General features: G+C 45.6%; 26 protein-coding genes, 1 tRNA gene and 1 pseudogene. 21 read left to right on the top strand and 7 right to left on the bottom strand.

What is annotated here, in order from left to right:
• The first annotated feature begins 82 nt into the window (after nucleotides 1–82).
• The 12 genes from DEH07_08965 to DEH07_08910 all read left to right on the top strand — a co-directional run bounded on the left by DEH07_08965 (nucleotide 83) and on the right by DEH07_08910 (nucleotide 11017).
• Nucleotides 83–703, top strand: coding sequence for a hypothetical protein (locus tag DEH07_08965; GenBank protein HBY04629.1), 621 nt, complete (start codon nucleotides 83–85; stop codon nucleotides 701–703).
• 17 nt (nucleotides 704–720) lie between these two features.
• The gene (locus tag DEH07_08960; GenBank protein ID HBY04628.1) at nucleotides 721–1302 is read left to right on the top strand and encodes a hypothetical protein; all 582 of its coding nucleotides are present in this window, start codon (nucleotides 721–723) and stop codon (nucleotides 1300–1302) included.
• A 101-nt stretch (nucleotides 1303–1403) separates the two neighbouring features.
• Nucleotides 1404–1799 carry an Asp23/Gls24 family envelope stress response protein gene (locus DEH07_08955; GenBank protein ID HBY04627.1) on the top strand — a complete coding sequence of 132 codons (396 nt, stop codon included), beginning with the start codon at nucleotides 1404–1406 and terminating at the stop codon, nucleotides 1797–1799.
• Complete coding sequence (gene amaP, locus DEH07_08950) at nucleotides 1796–2344, top strand: alkaline shock response membrane anchor protein AmaP (protein ID HBY04626.1); 549 nt, start codon at nucleotides 1796–1798, stop codon at nucleotides 2342–2344. Before DEH07_08955 ends, amaP begins: the two co-directional genes overlap by 4 nt.
• Nucleotides 2345–2375: 31 nt before the next feature.
• Nucleotides 2376–2594 carry a hypothetical protein gene (locus tag DEH07_08945; GenBank protein HBY04625.1) on the top strand — a complete coding sequence of 73 codons (219 nt, stop codon included), beginning with the start codon at nucleotides 2376–2378 and terminating at the stop codon, nucleotides 2592–2594.
• A gap of 15 nt (nucleotides 2595–2609) precedes the next feature.
• Nucleotides 2610–3029, top strand: a complete 420-nt coding sequence (locus tag DEH07_08940) for a transcription antitermination factor NusB (protein ID HBY04624.1) — start codon at nucleotides 2610–2612, stop codon at nucleotides 3027–3029.
• Between the two features lie 54 nt (nucleotides 3030–3083).
• Nucleotides 3084–3935 (top strand): sulfide/dihydroorotate dehydrogenase-like FAD/NAD-binding protein, encoded by an 852-nt coding sequence (locus DEH07_08935; protein ID HBY04623.1) that lies wholly within the window; start codon nucleotides 3084–3086, stop codon nucleotides 3933–3935.
• On the top strand, nucleotides 3935–5362 hold the full coding sequence (gene gltA / locus DEH07_08930) for a glutamate synthase (NADPH), homotetrameric (GenBank protein HBY04622.1): 1428 nt from the start codon (nucleotides 3935–3937) through the stop codon (nucleotides 5360–5362). Before DEH07_08935 ends, gltA begins: the two co-directional genes overlap by 1 nt.
• A 25-nt stretch (nucleotides 5363–5387) precedes the next feature.
• A complete protein-coding gene (locus DEH07_08925) occupies nucleotides 5388–6593 on the top strand; it encodes an exodeoxyribonuclease VII large subunit (GenBank protein HBY04621.1) in 1206 nt (401 codons plus the stop codon).
• Nucleotides 6594–7178: 585 nt separating this feature from the next.
• On the top strand, nucleotides 7179–8072 hold the full coding sequence (locus DEH07_08920) for a bifunctional 5,10-methylene-tetrahydrofolate dehydrogenase/5,10-methylene-tetrahydrofolate cyclohydrolase (protein HBY04620.1): 894 nt from the start codon (nucleotides 7179–7181) through the stop codon (nucleotides 8070–8072).
• A gap of 397 nt (nucleotides 8073–8469) precedes the next feature.
• Entirely contained in the window at nucleotides 8470–9759 is a 1290-nt protein-coding gene (locus DEH07_08915) for a magnesium transporter MgtE (protein ID HBY04619.1), read from the top strand.
• 4 nt (nucleotides 9760–9763) lie between these two features.
• Entirely contained in the window at nucleotides 9764–11017 is a 1254-nt protein-coding gene (locus DEH07_08910; GenBank protein ID HBY04618.1) for an Mn transporter, read from the top strand.
• Between the two features lie 86 nt (nucleotides 11018–11103).
• On the opposite strand, the gene DEH07_08905 is transcribed toward DEH07_08910, so the two are convergent.
• The 5 genes and pseudogenes from DEH07_08905 to DEH07_08885 form a co-directional block, all read right to left on the bottom strand.
• The gene (locus DEH07_08905) at nucleotides 11104–11286 is read right to left on the bottom strand and encodes a hypothetical protein (GenBank protein ID HBY04617.1); all 183 of its coding nucleotides are present in this window, start codon (nucleotides 11284–11286) and stop codon (nucleotides 11104–11106) included.
• Entirely contained in the window at nucleotides 11283–11708 is a 426-nt protein-coding gene (locus tag DEH07_08900; GenBank protein ID HBY04616.1) for a hypothetical protein, read from the bottom strand. The genes DEH07_08905 and DEH07_08900 overlap by 4 nt, the downstream gene beginning before the upstream one ends.
• 30 nt (nucleotides 11709–11738) lie before the next feature.
• A complete protein-coding gene (locus DEH07_08895; protein HBY04615.1) occupies nucleotides 11739–12950 on the bottom strand; it encodes an acetyl-CoA C-acetyltransferase in 1212 nt (403 codons plus the stop codon).
• A 488-nt stretch (nucleotides 12951–13438) separates the two neighbouring features.
• Nucleotides 13439–14568, bottom strand: a pseudogene (locus DEH07_08890) (hypothetical protein).
• Nucleotides 14569–14722: 154 nt separating this feature from the next.
• Nucleotides 14723–16372: a long-chain fatty acid--CoA ligase gene (locus DEH07_08885; protein HBY04614.1), complete on the bottom strand. Its 1650-nt coding sequence runs from the start codon at nucleotides 16370–16372 to the stop codon at nucleotides 14723–14725.
• A gap of 167 nt (nucleotides 16373–16539) precedes the next feature.
• On the opposite strand from DEH07_08885, the gene DEH07_08880 reads away from it, so the two are divergent.
• Nucleotides 16540–17850, top strand: a complete 1311-nt coding sequence (locus tag DEH07_08880) for a hypothetical protein (protein HBY04613.1) — start codon at nucleotides 16540–16542, stop codon at nucleotides 17848–17850.
• Here DEH07_08880 and DEH07_08875 read toward each other — a convergent pair.
• Both DEH07_08875 and DEH07_08870 read right to left on the bottom strand, forming a co-directional pair.
• Nucleotides 17776–18861, bottom strand: a complete 1086-nt coding sequence (locus DEH07_08875; GenBank protein HBY04612.1) for a hypothetical protein — start codon at nucleotides 18859–18861, stop codon at nucleotides 17776–17778. The genes DEH07_08880 and DEH07_08875 overlap by 75 nt on opposite strands.
• 432 nt (nucleotides 18862–19293) lie before the next feature.
• Nucleotides 19294–19371 (bottom strand) — tRNA-Pro (locus tag DEH07_08870).
• Nucleotides 19372–19595: 224 nt separating this feature from the next.
• Between DEH07_08870 and DEH07_08865 the strand changes: the two genes are divergently transcribed.
• The 8 genes from DEH07_08865 to fabD all read left to right on the top strand — a co-directional run bounded on the left by DEH07_08865 (nucleotide 19596) and on the right by fabD (nucleotide 25322).
• The gene (locus DEH07_08865) at nucleotides 19596–19781 is read left to right on the top strand and encodes a small, acid-soluble spore protein, alpha/beta type (GenBank protein HBY04611.1); all 186 of its coding nucleotides are present in this window, start codon (nucleotides 19596–19598) and stop codon (nucleotides 19779–19781) included.
• Between the two features lie 105 nt (nucleotides 19782–19886).
• A complete protein-coding gene (locus DEH07_08860; protein HBY04610.1) occupies nucleotides 19887–20408 on the top strand; it encodes a hypothetical protein in 522 nt (173 codons plus the stop codon).
• Nucleotides 20409–20457: 49 nt separating this feature from the next.
• Nucleotides 20458–20631 carry a 50S ribosomal protein L32 gene (locus tag DEH07_08855; protein HBY04609.1) on the top strand — a complete coding sequence of 58 codons (174 nt, stop codon included), beginning with the start codon at nucleotides 20458–20460 and terminating at the stop codon, nucleotides 20629–20631.
• Between the two features lie 200 nt (nucleotides 20632–20831).
• The gene (locus DEH07_08850) at nucleotides 20832–21386 is read left to right on the top strand and encodes a transcription factor FapR (protein HBY04608.1); all 555 of its coding nucleotides are present in this window, start codon (nucleotides 20832–20834) and stop codon (nucleotides 21384–21386) included.
• A 14-nt stretch (nucleotides 21387–21400) separates the two neighbouring features.
• Nucleotides 21401–22414 carry a phosphate acyltransferase PlsX gene (locus tag DEH07_08845; protein ID HBY04607.1) on the top strand — a complete coding sequence of 338 codons (1014 nt, stop codon included), beginning with the start codon at nucleotides 21401–21403 and terminating at the stop codon, nucleotides 22412–22414.
• Entirely contained in the window at nucleotides 22404–23420 is a 1017-nt protein-coding gene (locus tag DEH07_08840) for a 3-oxoacyl-ACP synthase (protein ID HBY04606.1), read from the top strand. Before DEH07_08845 ends, DEH07_08840 begins: the two co-directional genes overlap by 11 nt.
• On the top strand, nucleotides 23392–24387 hold the full coding sequence (gene fabK / locus DEH07_08835) for an enoyl-[acyl-carrier-protein] reductase FabK (protein HBY04605.1): 996 nt from the start codon (nucleotides 23392–23394) through the stop codon (nucleotides 24385–24387). The genes DEH07_08840 and fabK overlap by 29 nt, the downstream gene beginning before the upstream one ends.
• Nucleotides 24384–25322: a [acyl-carrier-protein] S-malonyltransferase gene (fabD, locus tag DEH07_08830; GenBank protein ID HBY04604.1), complete on the top strand. Its 939-nt coding sequence runs from the start codon at nucleotides 24384–24386 to the stop codon at nucleotides 25320–25322. Before fabK ends, fabD begins: the two co-directional genes overlap by 4 nt.

Below are 25322 nucleotides of genomic sequence, written 5' to 3'. Positions count from 1 at the left end.
AACAAGCGAACATGAACACACGCAGACAGTGACCTCCCTAATGTAAAGTAGTTTTCAGAGGAGGAGGAGGAGGATTTAAGCTATGACAGGTTTTAAAGAATACCTGAACAACATTTTCGGATCATTAAAAAGCGGGGACTACCCTCCTAAATTACAGAAACAAAAAATTATTTGGCTGACTTTAATAATTGCTTTTGCAATCCTTCTTTTAATTATCGGAAATAACGGCAAGACAGACAAAACACCCGGAAAAGCAGCTGAAAACACTGATCATCAGGTTCTTCAAACCAATGACCGTTCTGTTATAGAAAGTGAAGAGAAAACACTGGCCGCCGATTTGAAAAATATCTTAAAAGAAATTGAAGGAGTTGGGGACCTTGACGTAACTGTAAGATTAGCCTCCTCTGAGCATGACAAATATGCAGTCAACACAAACAGTAGTAAAAAAACGACCGAAGAGAAAGATCAGGTTGGAGGTGTCAGGTCTATAACCGAATATACCGATAGCGGACAGCTCGTCTTTACCAGAAACGGCCAGGAAGAAACTGCAGTAGTTGAACAAACAGGCTCATCAAAAGTGGCGGGCGTCCTGGTAGTTGCCCAGGGCGCAAAAAATTCCGAAATAAAAGCCCGGCTATTCGAAGCCGTCCAGGTTGCCCTGGGAATAGAACCGCAGAAAGTGCTTGTGCTGCCCAAATCATAATCAAGGAGGCGAAAAAAATGTACTCACTGGTGATTAACAAGAAAACAATCTACATAATCGCAGCGCTTATATTAGGGATATGCCTGCTGGCGGCATGCTGTCTTAACCTGCCGGGTAAACTTGCTAAAATGGGACAGCCTGAAAATACAGTTCCTCAGGCCGACGTTGCCAGTAAGGAAACAAACGTTGCAGGCGAGCCATTAGTCTTAAACGCTGACCAATTTCAAGCCACCTCAAACGACAGCAGTTCGGAGTTTTTTATTGAGTATCGTTTGGACAGAGAACGCACAAACGGCAGACAGATTGAACTGCTGCATGATATTATCGACAACCCTTCGTCAAGTTCCCAGACACGGCAGGAGGCTCAGGAAAAACTCCTCTTTTTAAGTGAAAAACTGGCCAGAGAAAGCGAACTTGAGCACCTGATCAGCGCCCGCGGATTCCGTGACAGCACAGTCTGTCTTAAAGGAAATAATAAGATTACTATAATAGTACAGGCTGCTTCGCTATCACCTCAGGACGAAGAGGGAATCCGTCAGTTAGTTACCTGGGGTACCGGAGTGGAGGGACAGAATATTATCATCCTTGCCAAAGATTAAACCCTGACACAAATGGTTGCGCGGATCTGCTATCTTTGTTATAATTAATATGTCCTTTTTTGGGAGGATTGGGCTAAATTTTTTCTAAGGAGGCAAAAATAATGGAAGATATTGTTGTCAGGGAGGAACAGACAAGCATCGGTTCTATCCGGATCGCCGACGAAGTTGTTAGAATAATTGCCGGCCTTGCCGCAACTGAAGTGCAGGGAGTTGCCGGTATGAGCGGGGGCTTGGCCGGCGGTATTGCCGAAATCCTGGGACGCAAAAACCTTTCTAAAGGTGTAAAGGTTGAAGTCGGAGAGAAGGAAGCGGCGGTAGATATTTATGTCATAGTTGATTATGGCGCAAAGATACCGGACATTGCATCAGAAATTCAGCAAAAAGTAAAAAAAGCAGTTAACGATATGACCGGCTTGAATGTAATAGAAGTGAATGTTCATATACAGGGAGTTTCGTTCAGCAATTCGGACAAGGAAGACGAACTGCGGACAAAATAGGGAGGCTTATTAAATTGCGGCCTTTCGACCGCTTTCTGCTGTTTTTGTATACTTTTATTCTGACAGCTATATTTTTGGCTGCGGTTCCTTTCTTTGCCGGTTGGCTGCAGATTAGCCAAAATCAGCCCCGGTTATTGCAGTCAGTTCAACAGCCGGCAGTAATCATTTTACTGCTGGGCTTGTTTATCATTGCCGGAATTCGCCTCCTGTGGGTTAATATAAAACCAGCCCGGGAACAGGCTGTCGTCTATGAAAGCAAACTTGGAAATGTACATATTGCACTGGGTGCGATAGAGAGTCTCGCAGAAAAAGTTGTCTCACAGAACAACGGCATCCGCGAGGTTAAAGCACAGGTTTTTAACCGGCCTCAGGGAATTGGAATACGGATTAAAGCTGCAGTGACACCTGACATAAGTATTCCGGAAGTGTCCGACACCGTCCAGGAACAGGTAAAGGAAAGGGTTCTTTCTGTAACAGGAATCACTGTACAGCAGGTCGAATTTCTAGTTCACAGTATTTCAGCCGGTAAACTGCGTGTAGAGTGATTGATTTATTTTTATTTAAGGGGCGCCGATAATGAATCTGGCCGATATTATTGATTTCCTAAGCAGACACCGCGGCAAGGCAACAGGGATTGTTATAGGACTGATCTTTGGCTGGCTGGTAATCAAATACGGAATTATAAAGTCTATTTTTGTGGCAATCTGCATGGGGATTGGCTACTATGTAGGAAAGCGCCTTGATGAAAACCTGGGAATAAGAGATATCTTTTACAGTATATTCCGTAAAGATTAAACAAGGGAGCTGCAGATGAAGAGAAGGCAGGCCAGAGAACTCGCTTTACAGATCCTATTTCAAATTGACCTGGGCCAGGCGTCTCCCGAAACAGCTTTTCAATACACTATCCAGGGGAAGAATCTTAATCAGGAAAGCATAGAATTCATCCGCAGAATTGTCTTCGGAACACTTCAAAACATAAAAAACCTCGATAAAGCAATAGCCAGTGTCAGCCGCGATTGGGATTTAGGGCGTATGGCCACAGTGGATCGCAATATAATGCGCATGGCCCTTTTTGAAATATTCTACTGCGAAGATATCCCCGGAAGCGTATCCCTTAACGAGGCAATTGAACTGGCCAAAATTTTTGGTACGGACGACTCCGGCAGGTTTGTAAACGGAGTCCTGGGCAAGATAGTCGAATCCCCGTGCGAATATTTAACCTGTACATAAATAACTTGGCATAAATTATAATAAAAAATAAAAGGGAATGGAGAGAAGAAATTTATGTCCAAGATACTGGACAAGCGGGTTCTTTCACCAGTTATTAAACTTATGGTAGTCGAAGCGCCTGAAATAGCCAAAAAATGCCTGCCAGGACAGTTCATTATCCTGCGTATCGGCGAAGAGAGTGAACGTATTCCTTTAACTATTGCCGATTTCAGCCGTGAAAACGGGACCATCACGCTTGTCTTTCAGGAAGTGGGGAAGACTACAAAGCAAATGGGTATGCTCGAAATAGGGGATCCGATCAGGGACCTTGCAGGACCTCTGGGATTACCCTCGCATGTGGAGAATTTCGGCGCCGTAGTATGTGTCGGTGGAGGAGTAGGCGTGGCCCCTGTATTTCCAATTACCCGCGCCCTCAAAGAAGCTGGAAACCATGTCATAGGAATTATCGGAGCAAGGAACAAGGAGCTCTTATTCTGGGAGGACAAGATGCGGGAAGCGTCATCAGAGCTTTACATTACTACTGATGACGGCTCCTATGTAAGGAAAGGTTTTGTTTCCGATGTTTTAAAGGAGATCATCGAAGACAGGGGAAAAGACAATATAGCCATGGTCCTTGCTATAGGGCCGCAGCCGATGATGAGAGTATGCTGCCGTTTAACCGAGGAATACGGGATTAAAACCATCGTTAGCCTGAATTCTCTCATGGTTGACGGTACAGGCATGTGCGGTTGCTGCAGGGTAACCGTCGGCGGAAAAACAAAGTTTGTCTGCGTGGACGGCCCGGAATTCGACGGTCACCAGGTTGATTTTAACGAACTTGCCCTCAGGTCCGCTTTCTTCCAAAACGAAGAACGGGCAGCAATGGAACGTTTTTCAGCACATTGTAATTGCGGAGGTGCTCAATAATGGATTCCGAACAGAAAGCAGTCAAACAGAAAAAAGAGATCGTCCCTAAAAAGCATCCTATGCCCTCACAGGACGCCGCCGCCCGCGTAAAAAATTTCAGTGAAGTAGCAACCGGATATACAACAGAAATGGCCATTGCCGAAGCAAAAAGGTGCATCCAGTGCAAAAAACCTTTCTGCCGGGAAGGCTGCCCGGTAGACGTGGACATACCCGGTTTCATAAAGCTCGTCTCCGAAGGAGACTTTGCCGGGGGAATCAGAGTAATCAAGGAAAAAAACGCCCTGCCGGCAATCTGCGGGCGTGTCTGCCCCCAGGAAAACCAGTGCGAACAAGTCTGTACAATGGGTAAGAAACACGAGCCGGTGGCAATTGGCAGACTGGAAAGATTCTGCGCCGATTGGGAACTTGCCGGGGAAGTAACTCCACCCAAAGTTGAACAGCCCACCGGATTTAAGGTAGCTGTTGTGGGTTCCGGCCCGGGAGGTCTGACCTGCGCCGCGGATCTTGCCAAACTAGGGCATCAGGTTACTATTTTCGAAGCCCTGCACGTACCCGGCGGGGTGCTTATGTACGGCATCCCCGAGTTCAGGCTGCCCAAGAAAGTCGTTCAGACAGAAATTCAAAACCTTAAAAAGATTGGTGTAGATGTAAAAGTCAACTCCGTCGTCGGCAAGTTCGCCACCATAGATGAGCTTCTCGACGAAGGAGGTTTTAATGCGATATACATCGGTACAGGAGCAGGGCTACCGTACTTCATGGACATCCCGGGTGAAAATTCCTGTGGGGTGTACTCGGCCAACGAATTTCTTACCAGGGTAAACCTGATGAAAGCATACCTGTTCCCCGATTGGGACACACCTGTTAAGATAGGCAAGAAGGTTGCCGTTTTAGGCGGCGGAAACGTTGCCATGGACTCGGCCCGTACAGCACTTCGCCTTGGTGCGGAAGAATCCTGGATAGTATACAGGCGGTCTGAGAAAGAACTTCCTGCCCGGCATGAAGAAGTAGAACACGCAATTGAAGAGGGCGTCAAATTTGCCTTCCTAACCAGTCCGGTTAAAATAATAGCTGATGAAAAAGGCATTGTTAAAAGCATGGAATGCTTGAGGTATGAGCTTGGAGAACCTGACGCTTCAGGCAGACGAAGCCCTGTCCCCATCCCGGGTTCAGAATTTATCATGGACGTGGATACTGTTGTTGTAGCCATAGGTCAGGGGCCAAACCCGCTTGTCCCAAGGACTACCAAGGGACTGGAAGTTACCAAAAGGGGCAACATTGTAGCTGAGCTGCAGACAGGCGCCACATCAAAACAGGGTGTTTACGCAGGCGGTGATGTAGTCACCGGCGCCGCAACAGTTATTCTTGCGATGGGCGCAGGCCGCGTCGCAGCCAGATCCATCCATGAATTTTTAACTAATAAAAATTAGTACCAGGCTTGAAGAGGCCGCCAGAATGAAAATACTTTCAGTTTCGGAAGTAAACGCACATATTAAAGAAATTATGGATAATGACCTTTTACTCCTAAACTTTTGGGTAAAAGGAGAAATATCGAACTGCAAGCAGGCAGGCAGCGGACATCTTTACTTTACACTCAAGGACGAACAAAGCACAATCAGGTCCGTCATGTTTCGATCCAGATCTAAAAACCTTCCTTTCCGGCTTGAGAACGGGTTTTCCGTAAGGGCCCGCGGTTATGTGACAGTATACGAGCGTGATGGGATTTACCAATTATATGTTGAAGAAATGGAACCTGACGGGACAGGCTCCCTCTATCAGGCTTTCGAACTTCTGAAAAAGAGATTACAGGCAGAAGGCTTTTTTGACAGCGAAAAAAAGAAAAGACTCCCTCTTTTACCCAAGAGGATTGGGATTGTCACTTCTCCAACCGGCGCTGTAATCCGCGACATGGTTGACATTATCGGGCGGCGCTGGCCTGGAATGTGTATTGTATTTGCACCTGCAGCAGTCCAGGGAGATACTGCCGGCTATGAAATAGCGAGATCAATTGAGCTTTTAAACAAAATTGATTTAATAGACGTAATCATAATCGGCAGGGGCGGGGGGTCAATTGAAGAATTGTGGGCATTTAATACGGAAATAGTGGCCCGCAGTATTTTTAATTCAAGGATACCTGTTGTTTCCGCCGTTGGACATGAAACTGATTTCACAATAGCTGACTTTGTTGCCGATGTACGCGCTGCTACGCCGTCCGCTGCAGCAGAACTCGTAGTGCCGGTAAAACAGGAAATGCTGAAATTAACCCGGAATTTAAAAGACAGGCTTTTCCAGGAGACGCAAACCCATTTAAACAGGTGTATGCAGCGCCTGGAAGCCTGCCTGGATCGTCCGGTTTTACGCCGGCCCGTACATGAAATATGTACCAGCAAGGAGCAGCAGCTGGATTTTATTTCACAAAAGTTGCTGCAGGCTGCAGACCGTTTACTTGAACAAAACCGGAACAGGCTCGCTGTTCAGGTAAACTGCCTGGAAACATTAAGCCCTCTGGCAACCCTGGCAAGGGGTTACAGTATTTGCAGCCGGGCAGATTCACACCAGATAATCCACAACGCAGAAGAAACAGCGGAAGGAGAGCTTGTCCGGGTGGAACTTTTTAAAGGAAGGCTGCTCTGCCTGGTAGAAGATACAATACCTGAATAAAAGCAAAACACAGGGGGACGGTTCTCCTGTGTCAATCAGTGTGAAACACAGGGTGTGAAACACAGGGGACGCATGAAACACAGGACGAAACACAGGGGGACGGTTCTCCTGCGTGAAACACAGGGGGACGGTTCTCCTGTGTCAATCAGCAAGCGCATTGAAGAGATAGTATCATCTATTGATTTTTAAAAAAGGGAAACATAGATAAAAAGAATATAAATAGACACCCATGCTGCTAATGCAGCGCCATCAGAAAGATGAAGAATCATCAACAACGGGAGGTCAATGCCTTAAGTGCGATTTTTGAGCCTTTATTCAAAGAACGAGAGAACCCGATGATAAGCGAGGTTACTGTTTGAGGCGCATAGCGCCGAGTTTAACCGAGCCCGAGGGTGAACGAGTTCGTACAAGTATAAGAGGCGATATGAGTACGTAGGCAGTTGACCTGCCTAAGAGATAGGTTAATTTTCAGGATAGACACAGAACAGTGGTCTCGAACCGTCCCCCTATGTTAATCCCAGGATAGACACAGAAGAACCGTCCCCCTGTGTTCCCCTGTGTTAATAAGATGAAGGAAGAATTATAATGACTGCAAAAATTATTAACGGAACCGAGATGGCTTTGACTATCGGCGAGGAACTCAAGGAGGAAGTTAAATTCCTGAAGGAGCGCCATGGGATCACACCTGGCTTGGTAACCATTCTTGTGGGCAACGATCCCGCATCTGTAAGTTATGTCAAGGGAAAACAGACTAACGCCAAAGAACTTGGTTTTCATTCCATTCAAGACAATCAACCGTCTGATATAAGCGAGGAACAGCTTATTTCTCTGATCGACAAGTACAATAGGGACCCGCTGATTCATGGCATACTGGTACAGTTGCCCCTGCCGGGACAGCTCAACGAAAATAGGGTAATTTATGCTATCGACCCTGATAAAGACGTAGACGCTCTTCACCCGGTAAATGCCGGCAGGCTGATGGTTGGAGAAGCTTACTTTTATCCCTGCACACCTTACGGCATCCACCAAATGCTGATCAGATCCGGCATTAGTTTAGACGGAGCCGAAGTAGTTGTATTGGGCAGAAGCAACCTTGTCGGCAAACCAATTTCCATGATCCTGGTCCAGAAACAAAGCAATGCCAACGCGACAGTCACCATGTGCCATACGGGCACGAAAAACCTCGCCGGACATACAAAAAGGGCTGATATTCTAATCGTTGCCGCAGGCCGCCCCAAAACTGTTACTGCAGATATGGTTAAAGAGGGATCCGTAATCATCGATGTCGGGGTAAACAGGATAGGCATGACCCCTCAGGGAAAAGCGATCCTTTGCGGAGATGTTGATTTTGAAACTGTCAAGGGAAAAGCCGGCCTGATCACACCGGTTCCAGGCGGTGTCGGTCCGATGACAAGAATGATGCTCATGTTAAACGTAATTAAGGCGGCAAAAGTCAATACAGATAAAAACTCCCTTTAACAGCCGTTTTGTCTATTAAACGGCAACTACAGACTTTGAAGGTTAAACCCACCCACAGAACCGGGCGGGTTTTCATTTTTTATCGCTATTTCTTCCTTTCTGACTTGACCATAAGTTAAAGAAAGGTTTATACTTAAAAAAAGAATCCTTGTTAGGTGAGGCTTCTACATAGAACATACGCCACTGCCCGGAAATGTCGAGAGACACCAATGGGATAACAGGTTTTGTCGGATTAAGGCTTTACCTAGTGTGGCTGGGGTAATTTACCCCTAGCTGTGTATGTGCCAAAACTCAAACGACGGGGAAGACAAACTAAAAACAATTATTTTTTGTTTTCAAATAAACTTCCCGTTATTGGGAAGTTTATTTTTATATTGATTGGTCCGGGGGAATCAAGATGGCACAGGTAGACGTTTTGGGCGAATTCTTTTTCAGCCGTGTGGTTGGAATGCCGATTATCGACGCTGAAGGGAAAAAAGTAGGCCGCATAAAAGATATGGCTATCCGTTGGGACAGTATCTGCCCGCGTGTAACAGGAATCAAGTATGCAAAGGGTGTCCAGAGCCATATTGATATAAACCAGATTGAAAGCTGGGACGAAAGCGGCCTCAAATTAAAGAGTAAATTCAGCGCAGAAAACCTTACTTTGCTTAAGAATGACGAAATATACGTCAGCAAGTGGCTGATGGATAAGCAGGTCATCGATTTAAAAGGATCCAAGCTCGTACGCGTAAACGACATTAAGATTTCCTGGGTGAAACACGGGGAGACTGTAGATATAATTCTGGTGTCTTTTGACATTGGTTTACGGGGCTTGCTGCGCAGAGTTGGCATGGAGTTTATTGCAAAAGAAAAGGAAAGCAACTTTATCGGCTGGCAGTTCGTCAAACCCCTGGAAAGCAAGACAGCCAGCTTAAGACTAAGTCAGGAACAAGATCACCTAAAAAGAATGCACCCTGCCGACATCGCGGATATTATAGAGGATCTTGACCATCATGAACGCACCGACTTCCTGGATAACCTGGATAACCAGACAGCGGCTGAAGCTTTAGCGGAAGTTGATCTCGAAACCCAGGTGAAAATCATTGAACAAATGGACATCGAGAGAGCTTCCGACATTCTTGAAGAAATGCCTCCGGATGAAGCGGCTGATATACTTGGCGAATTGACCGAACAAAAGTCCAGCGAGCTTTTAAACCTGATGGAACCTGAAGAAGCCAGGGACGTACGCGAACTGATGAGTTATCCGGAGGATACGGCAGGCGCCCTGATGACTACAGAATATATCGCCTTCCCGATTGGAATGACTGCAGAAGAAACAATCAACCGTTTACGTGAACTGGCGCCGTCTGCTGAAACAATCTATTACCTGTACGTTATTGGTGAAGAAAATGAGTCACTGCTTGGAGTACTCTCTTTGAGAGACCTGATTGTTGCACAGCCGAACGCAGTTATCGGGGATCTGATGAACACAAGGATAATATCAGTCAACCATCATGACGACAATAGAAAAGTTCTTGAGGTTGTGAGCAAATACAACCTCTTAGCGGTTCCGGTTGTAGATGATCAAAATATACTGCAGGGCATAATTACAGTGGATGATGTAATCGAAACTCTGATACCAAACCGCAGTGACTTAAAAACATTCTCGTGGTTCATGCCGCCGAGGAGACCCGGCCGGGGGTAAGTTGATGAAACTAAAACGAAGCAGCTTTTTACGCAATCTGTTTATATTTATTGCAGTACTTGGACCCGGGATTGTCACATCCAATGTTGATAACGACGCAGGCGGAATTACTACTTATTCGATAGCCGGGGCTGATTTTGGATACAGTCTGCTGTGGGTTTTTATCCCTATAACCATTGCCCTGATTGTTGTTCAGGAGATGTGCGCCCGGATGGGAGCAGTTACAGGCAAAGGGCTTGCCGATCTAATCAGGGAACGCTATGGTATACGGATCATCTTATTCGTCATGATTGGCCTTATTTTTACCAACCTCGGCAACACAGTCGCTGAATTTGCCGGAATAGCGGCCAGTACGGAGCTCTTCGGTCTGAGCAAATACATTTCCATACCCATTGGAGCGCTATTAGTCTGGGGTATTGTTCTGAAAGGATCATACAAAACTGTTGAGAGGGTTTTTCTGTTCGCTTCTGTCTTATTTCTAAGCTATATTATATCTGGAGCATTGGCGAAACCAGACTGGGGCGCCGTACTCGAAGGAGCAGTGAAACCAACTTTTAGCCTGCAAAGCGGCTACCTAAGCATGATAATCGGACTGGTCGGAACAACAATAGCCCCCTGGATGCAGTTTTACATCCAATCAACGGTCGTTGAAAAGGGCATAACAGCACAAAGATACGCCTATTCCAGACTGGATGTTATAGTAGGCAGTTTTATGGCTGTTTTAGTCGCAATTTTCATCGTAGTTGCTTGTTCAGCCACACTTTTTACACACGGTGTTCATGTCGAAACGGCCAAAGACGCGGCACAGGCCCTTGCCCCCCTGGCAGGGAAATGGGCTTCAATACTATTTGCGCTCGGGCTTTTAAACGCCTCGCTTTTTGCTGCTTCAATACTGCCGTTATCAACCTCGTATTATGTTTGCGAAGCTTTCGGATTTGAAGCCGGAATTGATAAATCGTGGTCTGAAGCGCCTGTTTTTTATTCATTGTATACTATTTTTATAGTCATCGGCGCCAGCATAATTTTAATTCCGAAAATCTCACTTATCCTGGTAATGCTGTGGTCTCAGATAATCAACGGGATTCTGCTGCCCTTTATCTTGATTTTCATGCTGCAGCTGGTCAATAACACTGATTTAATGGGCAAATATGTTAATTCCCGGATCTATAACATTATTGCCTGGGCGACAATAGCAGTTATGATCGGCCTTACGGTTCTTCTAGCGCTGACTTCCGTTTTCCCAAATATGCTCTCCTAATAGGAAATGGGGTCAGGCTTGACTTATTATAAAAATTGACTTATTGGGAAACCATTAAACTCCATCCATTTTTCTACCTGAAATTTTTAATGATAAATCTTCTTAAGCGTGCTTATTTCAGTGGCGCTGTTTTGCGTAACTTCATACTGCAAATCAGTTAACTTTCTTTTTAGAAACTCCTTTTTTGTCTCTTCTTTCCAGTGTTCTTTGATAAACCTGTCCCGCCCGGAGGCGATATGGTAAGAAGCATATTTTAGGGGTTCCTTCAAATAGTAGTCCTGGTACCATTCTTCAGCCTTGTAGAAATCAGCTGCGGAAATGATATTTGTTGCGATTGGACCATCGAACCTGCCGCTTTCAGCAAGTGCCTTTTTAAATTCTTCAGCCTTTTTCCTTTGTTCCTCGCTGTGATAAAAAATAGCGGTCCGGTATGATTGGCCGCGATCGTAAAACTGGCCGCATCCTCAAAAGATATGGAGGGTCTCAGCCGTTTTAAAACAGCCTGCGCCTCTTCTTCTTTCATCTTGCCTTTTTTTACATTCCGGTCTAAATTTTTAGCAATTACAGAAAGACCTTTTTCCAACAGTTCAGCCGTTAGATCGTTTACAATTACATCAAATCCTGCCTGGGCCGCCACCTGGGCAATTCCGCCGCCCATCTGTCCGGCTCCTATAACCATGATTTTTTTTATCTCCATGTTCTGTTTACCCCGTTTATTTTTTTAGTCTACTTTTATTAACATGGCGTCACCCTGGGCTGCGCCGCTGCATATCCCGCAGATTCCGATTCCGCCGCCGCGCCGTCTTAACTCGTAAGCCATCGTCATGGCTATCCGCGCCCCGGTTGCCCCTATCGGGTGGCCGAATGCTATAGCTCCCCCATTTACATTTACACGGTTTCGCATATCCGAATCCGACATCCCCAAGATTTTTTTGCCGCTCACCATAGCTACGGCCGCAAAAGCTTCGTTAATCTCAATAAGCTTCATATCGTTAAGGGAATATCCTGTCCGGTTCAAAAGCTTCTTTATAGAAAGTCCGGGGACAGTGGCAATATATTTAGGGTCCTGAGAGACCTCAGCATATCCCAAAATTGTACACAGGGGTTTAATCCCCAACTGAGCAGCCTTTTCACGGGTCATGAGCACAGCGACGCCTGCTCCATCGTTAATCCCCGGCGCGTTGCCGGCTGTAACTGTCCCTTCGGGATCAAAAACAGGAGGAAGCTTGGCAAGCGCTTCCAAGGTTGTATCAGCCCTTGGCCCCTCATCTGTATCAAATAAAACTGCCTTACCCTTTTTCCCGTTTAACTCCACGGGCTTAATTTCATCTTTTAAAGCACCGTTTGCAATAGCCCTATTGGCCATTGTCTGGGAATAAAAAGCCCACTCATCCTGTTCCTCGCGGGTAATTCCAAACTCCCGGGAAACAACTGAACCGTGGACAGCCATATGCCGGTCGTAAAAAGAGCACCATAAACCGTCCACAATCATCAGATCGATAACATCCTTGCTGGGAACGCCCATTTTCACTCCCCACCGCATGTCGGGAAGGCCATAGGGCACGCTGGACATGCTTTCCATTCCCCCGGCAACACATATGTCGGCCCTGCCGGTCTGGATCATTTGAACTGCCAGGTCAATGGCTTTAATACCTGAGGAGCATACCTTGTTTATGGTTATTGATGGCGTTAACGCAGGTATGCCGGCCTTAATTGACGCCTGCCGGCTGGGTGCCTGGCCGCAGCCTGCTGTAAGAACCTGCCCCATAAAAACATAGTCGACTTTCTCAGGCTCTACACCTGCTCTGGCTAAAGCCTCTTTAATGACCAGGGCTCCGAGTTCAGTCGCTGTAAGCTGTTTAAGAGCGCCCCCGAACTTGCCGATCGGCGTTCTGCAAGCGCTTACGATTACAACTTCGTTAAACTTAATCACCTCATTTTTTTCCTTAAATTATATGACCCCTGTCAGAATTTTATTTGGTAAACTTTTCTATAAGCTCACTAGAAGATATTATATCAGTCCAGCCTTAAACAGGCTAACCTGCTCTAATAGCCGCATCAAAAGCAATAGCTGGACAAAGAGGCTTATTCTTTAGATTTTTAAGATTTTTCATAACTTAAGCCAAAAAATGGACTATAATAGCAATATTTACAGGAACAAGGAGTAAATGCAGAATTGATGCAATATTTATTTGTTACTGCTTTGGAAATATACTTGCATTAGGGAGGTCAACTGCCTGCGTGCTCATGTTCGCCTTTAGTAAAACAGTACAATTTATCTTAAAAATACCTGCTGAAGCCATTTTTAAGCCTATCTCTTGTGCCCCGTCAACAATTCTCTCAATAACTTCCTTAGTCCAACTTTCGATTTATAATCCCAGAATCCTTGTTACTCCAGCATTCCTTAATTTATTTTGGTCACTACAACCTTGATCCGGCTAATTGATGCCTCCTTTTAAGGGGGTCTTTTACCCCAAGAAGACGATAGATTTTCAAGTGCTCCTTTTCCGGCATACCGGAAACCCGGAGATGATGAATTTTATTGTCCGCGTCGGTAAAGATCACTGTGTTTCGCTGATGGGTTGACAATTGTTCTCTAAGCGTTGACCAGCGGCGGTGATCATTATGGCTGCGCAAAGCGTGCTCAATACTGACCAGGAGGTGGTAAGCCAAAACCGAAATAAGTAAATTCGCTTTTGTCCGTTCAGCAATTTGATGATAAACCGGACGCACTCCGAGATCTGTTTTTAGAAACCGGAATGCTCCTTCTACCCTGGACAGGGTCATGTGAGATTCCCATATTTCTTTTGCCGTTAGCTCCTGGTGGCTGGTTTCAATCACGTAACACCCGTTTAAATCAGCAACTGATTTTTGGAGACTGGTGAGCGCTTCTAAAAAACGATTTTCCTGGAGTGTACTGATGGTCCGTTCTTTGTATAGAGCAAGTCGGCAATCTCATAAAAAGCGTCTTTGCCGGCATTTGTCAAATCAACCGGCAGCATTTCCGCCAGGGCTGTCCCCTGGCTCAGCCACTGCCTGGTCCGGAGTTCACTGGCAGGGGCTATAAGTCTGCCGATAATTACGGCTTTGGCTAAAGAGATCTGTTTTTGATCAAAACCACCGGATTTCAGAATTTGATCGAAGTCCAAGTGCTCCCAGAATGTATTTGCTACAAGCTCCGGCCCCAGTGATCTGGAGTAACCAGTTGTAATACTTTGCAGATCAACAGGAATAATTTCGCGTTTATCCTTTTTTGTAATCCTTTCTTTTGTATGGGCTTGAACAAACTTGTAGTGTTCGAACGCCTTGTCTGCCGCATCCGCAACCACCGGGTATTCTTCTTCGAACATAGAGATCTGGCCGGCCAGCCGGGATTCCAATAAAGCAGCAAGTTTGCGCCATTCCGATCGAGGCAGACAAAGTGTGCCCAGATGCATGATAATCCTTTGACGCGGCCATTTTTCCGTCTGAAAGGATTCGACCAAACGATGAGTGACGTAGCGTGTCTGTGTCTTCTTGTTAACGGTTACATATTCGCTTATAAAAAAGATGGGCTAGGCTTTTCTTGTCTTTCTTGGCCAATTAACTCCTGAATATACTTCCTTATTCTACATCAATTTGGACTTTACACAAAGTTCGGGACACGCCTTTTGCCAGACCTACCACACAAAACAGGCGGATTTTTCTTTATCTGAGCAGTGGCGCTTACGACCATTTCGTGTACAGCTCTCTTATGGCAACTTTGTTTATTTTGCCTACGCTTGTTTTAGGAATTGCTTCGATAAATTCAACACGATCAGGCAGTCCGTACCTGGGAAGCATGCCGCTGTCCACAAACCCTTTTAAATGAGATTTCAAATCCTCTTCCTTTACTTTCCCTTTGTACTCCGGCTTCAAAACCACCAGGACCAGGGGGCGCTCTCCCCATTTTTCATCAGGAATTCCGACTGCCGCAGCCTCCGAAACAGATTCATGCTGACTTGTGTAATTCTCCAGCTCAAGGGAAGAAACCCATTCACCGCCAGACTTGATAACATCTTTAAGCCTGTCGGTAATCTGTACATATCCCTCCTGATCAATCGCGGCTACATCGCCGCCGTGCATCCAGCCGTCCCGCCAAAGTTCTTTTGTTCGATCAGGTTCTTTAAAATAGCTTTCCGTAAGCCAGGGCGCCCTCATAATCAACTCTCCCGACGTTACCCCGTCTTTGGACAAAATATTTCCCGAAACATCTGCTATTTCCAATTCATACAAGGGAAGCGGGAGGCCGGGTTTAATTAGGACATCCAGTTGCTCATCTTCATTCCATTGCTGCATATGTTCTTTAAGGTTCGATATAGTAACCACCGGAAAAGCTTCCGACATGCCGAAACTGGCGAAAATTTTTATTCCCAGGGAAGCGATTTCTTTGGCAAGACCCTTGGGCAGCGCTGCGCCGCCAATGACAACCTTCCACTTTGATAAATCCTTGTCTTTTGCCTCCTGATTGTTAATCAACATATGCATTACTGTCGGGACGCAGTGCGAAAAGGTTACTTTCTCATTTTCTACCAGGTTTAAAATATACCCCGGTTCATACTTCCCCGGGTAGACCTGCTTTACTCCAAGCAGGGTAGCCAGATAGGGAATGCCCCAGGCATGGGCGTGAAACATTGGTGTGAGCGGCATATACACGTCTGTGGAGCGAAATACGGAGGATACAAAGCAGCCCAAGGTTACAGCAAGGGAAAAGGTGTGTAGAATAACCTGCCGGTGAGAAAAGTAAACACCCTTGGGAAGTCCTGTCGTTCCGGTCGTATAAAATGTGGTTGCCTTCGTATTCTCGTCCAGATCCGGAAAGCCATAGACAGGGGAAGCCTGCCGGAGCATATTCTCATATTCAATATCCACCTTAACGCTGCATTCAGGAACATTTTCCCCGTTCCGGATCAGAATAATTCTTTTTACTGTAGTGAGTTCGTTCTGGATAGATTCAAATAAAGGAAGGAAGTCTGCGTGGATTATAACGGCATCATCCCCGGCGTGGTTCATCGTATAAAGAATCTGATCGGGGGATAAGCGCCAGTTCATAGTATGAAGCACCGCCCCCATCATAGGTACGGCAAAGAAACATTCCAGGTAGCGATGGCTATCATAGTCAAAAATGCAGACTGTATCACCGGGACAGACTCCTATTCTCCTCAGCCCGTCAGCCAACCTGTTGATCCGTTCGTTTAAAAAACGGTACGAATACCGGGTTTCGTCCCGGTAGATGATTTCTTGTTCAGGTGAGTAAAGAAGGGGATTCACAAGAAGCTTTTTAACTATTAAAGGATACTTATAGTTTTCTCCCGCTTCATAATATTTGTCCGGCACAGGTAATATAACCTCCCTTAGCTAGTTATCCTTACTTTTCTATACCTTATATAAAAAATCCTTTTTTGACATTTTTAACACAATTGTCTAAATATATTTCTAAAAGAGGCATTTGGTATAAAGTGGCGAAATAATCAAAGTATAACATATTTTGGAGGTGCTTGTACTTGAAAAGAAATCCGGTAATAATTGTGTCGATTGCACTGCTGTTGTTTTTAATAATGACTTCAGCAGCCCTTGCGGAGGACATAGTAGAGTTAAAGCTGAACGGCGATCCTGTACCGTTTGCCGACCTTATATCAGAAAACGGAACCATATTTGTGCTTGCGCAGGATTATGATAAATTTGCCGGCGCCGATTATGAGTGGCTTTCTGACCAGGAATTTAAACTTTCAGAAAACAGCGATACCCTGATCGTTACGACAGGGAAAAAAGAAGCTACCCTCAACAGCAAGCCGGTTTTATTACCCGCAGCCCCTATTGATACGGAAGAGGGGCTGTTATTGCCGCTGCGTTTTGTGTGCAAAACGTTCGGATTCGAAGTTAAATGGGTAGAAGCAGAACATCTTATCGCCCTGAAGAGAAGTGAAACGAGGGAAGGTATGACGCCTGCGGATTTATTAGCCAAATCAGACCAGGCTGTTAATGGTATTGAAACTTATTCGCTGACAGGGGATATGGATATGATCATGGGCATGTCACTTGATGGGCAAATTGAAGGTATTTCGCCTGAAATTGCATACACAATGGAAGGGCAGATTAAAACAAAGCCAATTCAATGCTATGCAAAGATAAGTATTACGCCAGCCGATGATTCTGATAATGAGGACGTGATAGTTACAGAGACATACATGACGGAAAATAAAATTTATATGAAAGTACAAGGAGAAGAATGGTCCGTAATGGAAATGACTTTTATGAAGGATTTTATCCAACAGCAGCAAAATATCCAGTCCAACCCGATAAAAGCCGTATCCCAGATGAAGGAAATGGGCATGTTGCCTAACTTTGGAAATGACCTGACAATTGATGGTCAGGAATATTTCGTCGTCAATACCACACTTGATATGGACAATTTACGCCGGATTTTTCAAGAGATGATTGATCCTCTAATAAAAGACCTGGCTTCTCCAGAAGATGAAGCAGATCCTGAACAGTTAAGCAGCATTATAGAAATACTAAAGAACAAAATGGATATAGATTATTATCTGACAACCTTTATAAATAAAAAGACACTGATCAGCGATTTCGTTGACTATGACGCTCATATAAACATCAGCCTTACTTATGCTGATATTGCCGAACTGGGAATTGATTCTGAAAGCGTTCAAATAGAAGAAAATCCTGATAAAGAAATTCCCCAAGAAATGACAATGGATATGTATATGCAAGGTGAAATGTATTTATTTGATTTCGGCAAGCCATTTAAAGCCCCTGATGTAAGCCATGCTGTGCCGGCAAATCAAGAAACCGAATAATCTGCTGTGCATCTGCCGGTATTTGGAGCAGATTAAATAGTATGCAAAAGCATTTGGATTTCGACAAGATCGACTTGACCTCTTGTTCAATTTTTCTTCTGAAGTAACTTTCTGTAGTAACAGGTTCTCAGTGTATACATGGTACTGGCTGAACCGGCACGGGTCCGGGGCTTCAGGCATGAAGTACGCATATATTCCATCTTTGATTTCATTGCCGTTTTTCTTCAGATAGTTGAGCAGGCTTTCCACAGTAAGGGCCAACGGCAGACATTCCTTGCAGTTGGAATTGGCTCTGCCCAACTGAAGCTCTTCCTCCGCCGGCGGTTTCAAAGCAACGGCATCAATACCGATGTGCCTGAAGGCTGCCTCAAAGCACCTGGTTGCCGAATATCCCATTGATGGAATCAGGATCTTGATCCTGGGATCTCTGAGAGGAATATGATCACCGGAAACACTCCTGATCTTTTTTCTCCTTTCATCAAACACAGCCATAATCCCTTCGTCACTGATGACGGCTCTTCTTTCAGGTTCATAGTTTCTGATCACGTCTATAAAAGCATCTATTCGGGTATCGATGCCGGCGTCCGCTGTATGGCTGTCCAACTCCAGAGTCAACGACGGCTTGCTCCCCATAATGTCCCTGAAGTAACTCATAATGAACGAATCGGGTCCGCAGCTGAAGTTGGTGACGAACGTGCCAAAGAGCTGCGGGCGCCTGCTGACCAGCTTTGCAGCCTTCAGGATCATCTGTCCCATTGACCAGTACATCTTCTGCTGCGGGGGTTCCTCTTCGAGCGGCAGAAAATCGTACGGGATCACCTTATACCCTCTGGAAGCCAGTTTCTCAGGTATGCCCATGTTTCCATCTTCAACCAAGGCATCATAGGGCCTTCCAAATAGAACAATCGCCTTTTCTCCGGTCTCTCCTAATTCCTCAAGAAACTTGTCTCCTATTCTCTTGCAGTAATCCGGATTAATCCTTGTTAATTCCTTGAAATATTCATATGCCAGGTTGACAGGATAACAAAAATCTTTTTTTACGGCAGCTTTTCTTTGTAAACACTCTTAGTTAGGGCATGAAGCCCGGCAATCTGCCTTCCCGAACCGTTGACACTGAGTCCGATTATCTCTACATGGCAGTAAATTTATATATTTGCCATTTTTTTTCAAGGGGAAACCAGAAGAATTAAGATTAAGAAAATAATAAACGCTCCGCTTCCGGAACCCGTGTCACAACCGATGCCGCATCCAAAACCCATGATAAAACCCCCCTTAATTATTTATTACCAGAGTATGAGGGTGTATATGGCTATGTTACCAACACATAAAAAAAGTGTGTCACTTAAACGTAAGAAAACCGGCGTTTTACACGGTCCTTAAAAGAAAAACCCATCTTGTAAAAAGATAGGTTTTCTTCTAAAGCTTTGACAATATACTCTCTGTTGGTCGGAGCGACACGACTTGAACGTGCGACCTCTACCACCCCAAGGTAGCGCTCTAGCCAAACTGAGCTACGCCCCGTTATATAAAAATTTTAGTCTATTTAAATGTAATTGTCAAGAATTGAAAGCACTATCTTGAAACACTATCCAATCAGCTTTCTTGACATAAAATATTTTATTGCCTTTTATCGAAATTATTACCTCTCATTTTTTATTTCCAATCCGGCGATATTATTAATGAAAAGATTTTAATCAAATTTTTGCCCTTGCCGCGATGTCCTTAAAACAAAAGGAGGCGTGCTCATGGGTAATAGGCGCAGAAGCGTAATGTCCGACAGGCTGAAGTACGAGTTGGCTGAAGAGCTTGGTGTAGCCGATGTTGTACAGAGGGATGGCGGCTATTTCGGCAACGTTTCCTCAAAGAACTGTGGAAACTTAGTCCGCCTGGCTATCGAGCGAGCTGAACGCAGCATGGCAAGAGGATACTAGCGGCATATAGGGGCGCTTTTAAAAGCGCCCCTATTATAATTGCCTTGACAGAATAGGCTTTTTTTCTATATAATTGGTTTCGCCAAAACAACGGAGTGTAATAAAATGATTCAGGTGAACATAGAAACAATAAAAGACAACGAGGGGAAAGCCTTTCTTTTTCAGAAAGAGGCGGATTTATCAAATACCGGCACAGAAGAAATTTCTTTCTCCGTGCCGGTGAATATAAAAATTGAATTCACAAGCTCCGGAAAAAATATTCAGGCGGAAGGTTCCGTTGAAGCTGTTATCCAGCGTCCCTGTGACCGTTGCCTGAGTCAGGCTGAGTTTTTTGTTGAAGCGCCTTTCAAAGAGACATATTTCCCTGTCGTCACAATTCAGGAAATTTTACAGGATGAGTGGATTCCCTTTAAAAACGAGGTTATTGATATAGAGCCCGAAGTATTAAAATCACTTTTCATGGCCCTGCCCATGAAAATCCTTTGTGACCAGAACTGCCAGGGATTATGCCCGTCCTGCGGTCAAAACCTTAATATAGGAAAATGCGCCTGCAACCAGGAAGAAATAGACCCGAGGCTTGCTGAACTTCGGGAATTCATCAAAGACAGACATGGTGAAAAATTTTAGGATAAAGTTTTAGTAACATTAAGAAAAACTAAGAGGGGGTGTATGGAAATTGGGTGTCCCTAAAAGAAGATCTTCAAAACAACGCGGGCGTCAGCGGCAGGCTAACTGGAAGATACAATCTCCCAACCTGATCAGTTGCCCACATTGTCATAAACTGACTTTATCGCATAGAGTCTGTCCATCCTGCGGCTATTATAAAGCCCGGGAAGTAATCAAGATATAGTTTGTGTTTGGGTTTTAAAAAACCTCCTTCGAGATTAATATACCTGACTAGCGCCGCCTGGAAATTTACCAGGCGTTTTTTATTTAAAAATTTTTTGAATCAAAATATTTTGGTTCTGTTGCTTTTTTCTGGGATAAAGGATATACTCTATTTTAGTATCTGGTATTAAAGTAATTTTTACATAGGTGGCATCTATTACCATGAAAAGTCCGGGGAAAAGCAAACGTCAGGAACTTCTCTGCAGATACATTGAGGGAAATCCATTCCTTACGGACAGCGAACTTGCTCATATGCTTGGTGTAAGTATCCAGACAGTCAGACTGGACCGGTGGGGTTTGAGTATTCCCGAACTCCGCAAGAGGTTAAGGGAAGTTGCCAAAGGAAGCTACGGACAGGTATCCACTTTACAAAAAGAAGAATGGGTAGGCGATCTCGTCGACCTGGAACCCGGCAGACAAGGTGTTTCTGTACTGGAAGTCTCTGAAGAGATGACCTTGAGCAGCACAAAAGTAGCAAGGGGCCATTACATATTCGCCCAGGCAAACTGCCTTGCCGTTTCCCTGATCAACGCCAAGGTTGCTCTAACAGGCACAGCAAAAATAAGTTTCAAACGGCCGGTTTATTGCGGAGAGAAGGTGATCGCCAGGGCTTTTATAAGCCGTAAAAAAGACAACAAATTTATTGTTAGGGTCACTTCAAAAGTGCAGGATGAAACAATTTTTCAAGGAAAATTTCTTATTTTCGCGATAGCCTAGGAGGTAGGCCGATTTTGAAAATTGCCGTTGACGCCATGGGTGGCGACAATGCTCCCGGAGAGATTGTCAAAGGCGCAGTACAAGCCGCTCAGGAGTATAACCAGGAAATTATTCTGGTAGGTGACCAAGAGAGGCTGCAAAAAGAACTTGATGGATATCCGGGCAAGCTTGTGGCTATCCATCATGCGCCCGAAGTCATTTCTATGTCCGAGTCTCCCGCAGTTGCTGTACGAAGGAAAAAGGATTCTTCAATAGTCCAGGTCATTAAACTGCTCAAGGAAGGCGCGGCCTCGGCTGTTGTCTCAGCGGGAAATACAGGAGCTTTAATGGCTGCAGGCGTATTAATGATCCGTCTAATGGAGGGCATTGACCGGCCTGCTCTTGCCGCAGTGGTGCCCAGTAAAGGCGGGTGCGCCATGATCCTGGACGCCGGCGCCAATGTCGACTGCAAACCTGTTCATATTCTCCAGTTTGCTATCATGGGGCGCCTTTATGCTCAGGAAGTAATGGGTATAGAAAACCCGCGGGTGGGATTGTTAAATATCGGAACAGAAGTTACGAAAGGCAACGAGCTTACTTTAGCCGCTTTCCCGCTGCTCCAAAAGGCTGATCTTAATTTTATCGGCAATGTTGAAGGAAGAGACATTTGTCAGGGCACAGTTGACGTTGTTGTCTGTGACGGTTTTATCGGAAATGTAGTCCTAAAAGCTCTTGAAGGAATCGGCGCCGCTTTTATGCAAATGTTGAAAGATGAAACAAATAAAGATTGGATTAGCAGGGCGGGGTTCACCATGTCAATGTCAGCTCTCCGCAATTTTGAAAGAAGGCTGGATTATGCAGAGTACGGCGGAGTCCCATTACTGGGCTTGAACGGGCTGATTATTGTTTGTCACGGGAGTTCCACTTCCCGGGCTATAAAGAATGCCATCCGTTTTGCACGTGAATCTGTGCAAAAAAATTTAACATCGGCCATACAAAACAGCATTCACAGAATTCAATACAAAGGTAGGAATATTAATGTACAATGATCGACAAGCAGGTATTCTGGGAATTGGCATTTATACACCAGAACGCAAATTGACTAACCAGGACCTGGAGAAAATAGTGGACACCGGGGACGAATGGATAGTAACACGGACGGGTATCAGGGAAAGGCGCATCGCCGAACCAGATCAGTTAACTTCTGATATGGCGACTGAAGCGGCAAAGAAAGCTATTGCTGATGCTGGAGTAAAAGTGGACGAGATAGATCTAATCATCGTAGCCACCAACACTCCCGACATGTTGTTTCCCGCTACTGCCTGTATTGTGCAGGACAAACTGGGAGCGCGTAAAGTGGGAGCGTTTGATTTGCAGGCCGGATGCACATCTTTTCTATACGGGATGGTAATTGCAAGCCAATTTATTGTCAGCGGCTTTTGCAGCAGGATCCTTTTAATCGGCGCCGAGTGCATGTCAAGGGTTGTTAACTGGGAGGACCGCAATACATGCATCCTCTTCGGCGATGCAGCCGGCGCTGTGATAATGGGTCCGGTCCCGGATGGGTACGGGATTCTCTCCAGCAGCATAAGATCGGACGGTTCAGGCGCCCACTTGTTAACCTTTCCCGGTGGGCTGACCCAGTTTCCGGCGTCAAAAGAAACATTAGATAAAAAGCTTCATTTTTTACATATGCACGGCAGGGAGGTCTTTAAATTTGCCGTCAGGAACATTGAAGAATGCTGCCTGGATGTCCTGAACGAGGCAGGATTGACCCGCAGTGATATAGATTATCTGATTCCTCATCAGGCAAACCTGCGCATTATAGAAACAGCCGCCAAACGTTTAAACGTACCTCTTGATAAGGTAGCAGTCAATGTTGATCGTTATGGGAATACTTCCTCGGCGACACTCCCGCTGGCACTATACGAATCTTTACAGGAAAATAAGATAAACGACGGTCAACATATAGTTATGGCTAGTTTTGGCGCCGGACTTACCTGGGGCGCTCTGGCAATGAAATGGTATGATTACCGGAACCACACTAGCTTTTAAGGAGGCGTGTCCAATCCATACAAGGTTGTGCGAACTTTTAGGAATTGAATACCCTGTTATCCAGGGAGGAATGGCCTGGGTATCAACAGCACATCTGGCTGCAGCTGTAAGTGAAGCCGGTGGCCTTGGAATAATTGGTTCCGGGACCGCCGAAGCAAGTTGGGTGCGGGAACAGGTCCGATTGGCCAAAGAGTTGACAAACAAACCTTTCGGTGTTAATGTTCTGCTGCTTTCCCCGTATGTTGAGGATGTCCTCAGGGTAATTATTGAGGAAAGAGTACATGTAATTACCACCGGGGCAGGCAACCCCGGCAAGTATCTTCCCGATTTACAAGGCGCCGGCGTCAAGGTAATTCCTGTAGTGTCGTCCGTAGCCCTTGCCAAACGTCTGGTCCGCAACGGGGTTAATGCTGTTATTGCCGAAGGCATGGAAAGCGGTGGACACGTGGGCGACCTTGGGACGATGGCTCTTGTTCCCCAGATAGTGGAGGCAGTTCAGGAACCTGTAATTGCCGCCGGTGGAATCTTTGACGGCCGCGGTTTGGCAGCGGCATTATGCCTGGGAGCTGTCGGGGTCCAGATGGGCACCCGTTTCATGTGCGCAAAGGAATGTACTATTCATCCCAATGTCAAGCAGATGATCATTAAAGCAAAGGATAGGGACACTATTGTTACAGGCCACAGTATAGGCCATCCTGTGCGTGTGATCCGGAATAAACTAACCAGGAAATACGAGGATTTGGAAAACCGCCGGGCGCCAGCAGAAGAAATAGAAAATCTGGGTGTGGGACGACTTCATGCCGCAATGGTGGAAGGGGACACAGAACATGGATCAGTTATGGCCGGGCAGGTGTCGGCAATGGTCAAAGAGATCCAAACCGCCCGTGAAATAATTCTGGATGTTGTCCAGGGCGCTGCCAAAATACTTCAAAATCTTGCTCCTATAGGTGGTGAATTCAACAGATGAAAGCAGTTTTTCTCTTTCCCGGACAGGGTGCGCAATATGCCGGTATGGGCAAAAAATTATATGATCAGTATCCCGCGGTGAGAGAGATTTTTGAATCAGCAGATGAGATTTTAGGTTTTTCCTTGAGCAAACTGTGTTTTGAAGGCCCTGAAGAGGAACTTCAAAAAACTATTAACGCACAACCGGCAATCTATACTTTCAGTGTAGCCTGCGCCAGGGTACTGCTGGAAAGGGGTATCGAACCTTCTGCGGCTGCCGGCCACAGTCTTGGAGAATACAGCGCCCTTGCAACAGCGGGGTCAATTTCCTTTGCGGACGGCTTAATGCTTGTACGCAAAAGGGGTCAATATATGCAGGAGACGGTACCGCTGGGCACGGGCGGCATGGTGGCTGTTCTGGGCCTCGATGCGCCGGAGATTACAAGGGTCTGCAGCGAGGTAAGATCTGAGGGTAAAATTGTTGACGTGGCTAATTTTAACTGTCCCGGACAGGTGGTTATCGCAGGTGAGAATGAGGCTTTGGAAAGGGCCAAAATCCTGGCTAAAGAAGCAGGGGCAAAAAGATGTATTCCTCTGGCCGTAAGCGCACCCTTCCACTCCACTCTTTTGCGGCCGGCAGGGGATAAAATGGCCGCCGAGCTGGCCGCCGTAGAGATTAAAGACCCCCGGATACCGGTTGTAGCTAACGTTTCAGCGGATTACGTTACAAAAGGGGACGATGTCCGCAGGTTTCTTGTTGAACAGGTATACAGCCCTGTTCGCTGGGAAGAAAGCATGGTACGCCTGGTAAATGATTTTGAGTCTTTTATAGAAGCAGGCCCCGGAAATGTTTTAACCGGCCTTCTAAAAAAAATAAGCAGGAAAGTATCCATAGCAAATACCGAAAACCCGGAGTCAATTGAAAAATTTCTTATGCAACCCGGGGAGGCTGGCTAA

The sequence above is a fragment of the Desulfotomaculum sp. genome (assembly GCA_003513005.1).
Classification (GTDB): Bacteria; Bacillota; Desulfotomaculia; order Desulfotomaculales; family Nap2-2B; genus 46-80.
This window is presented reverse-complemented; position numbering and strand designations above follow the sequence as displayed.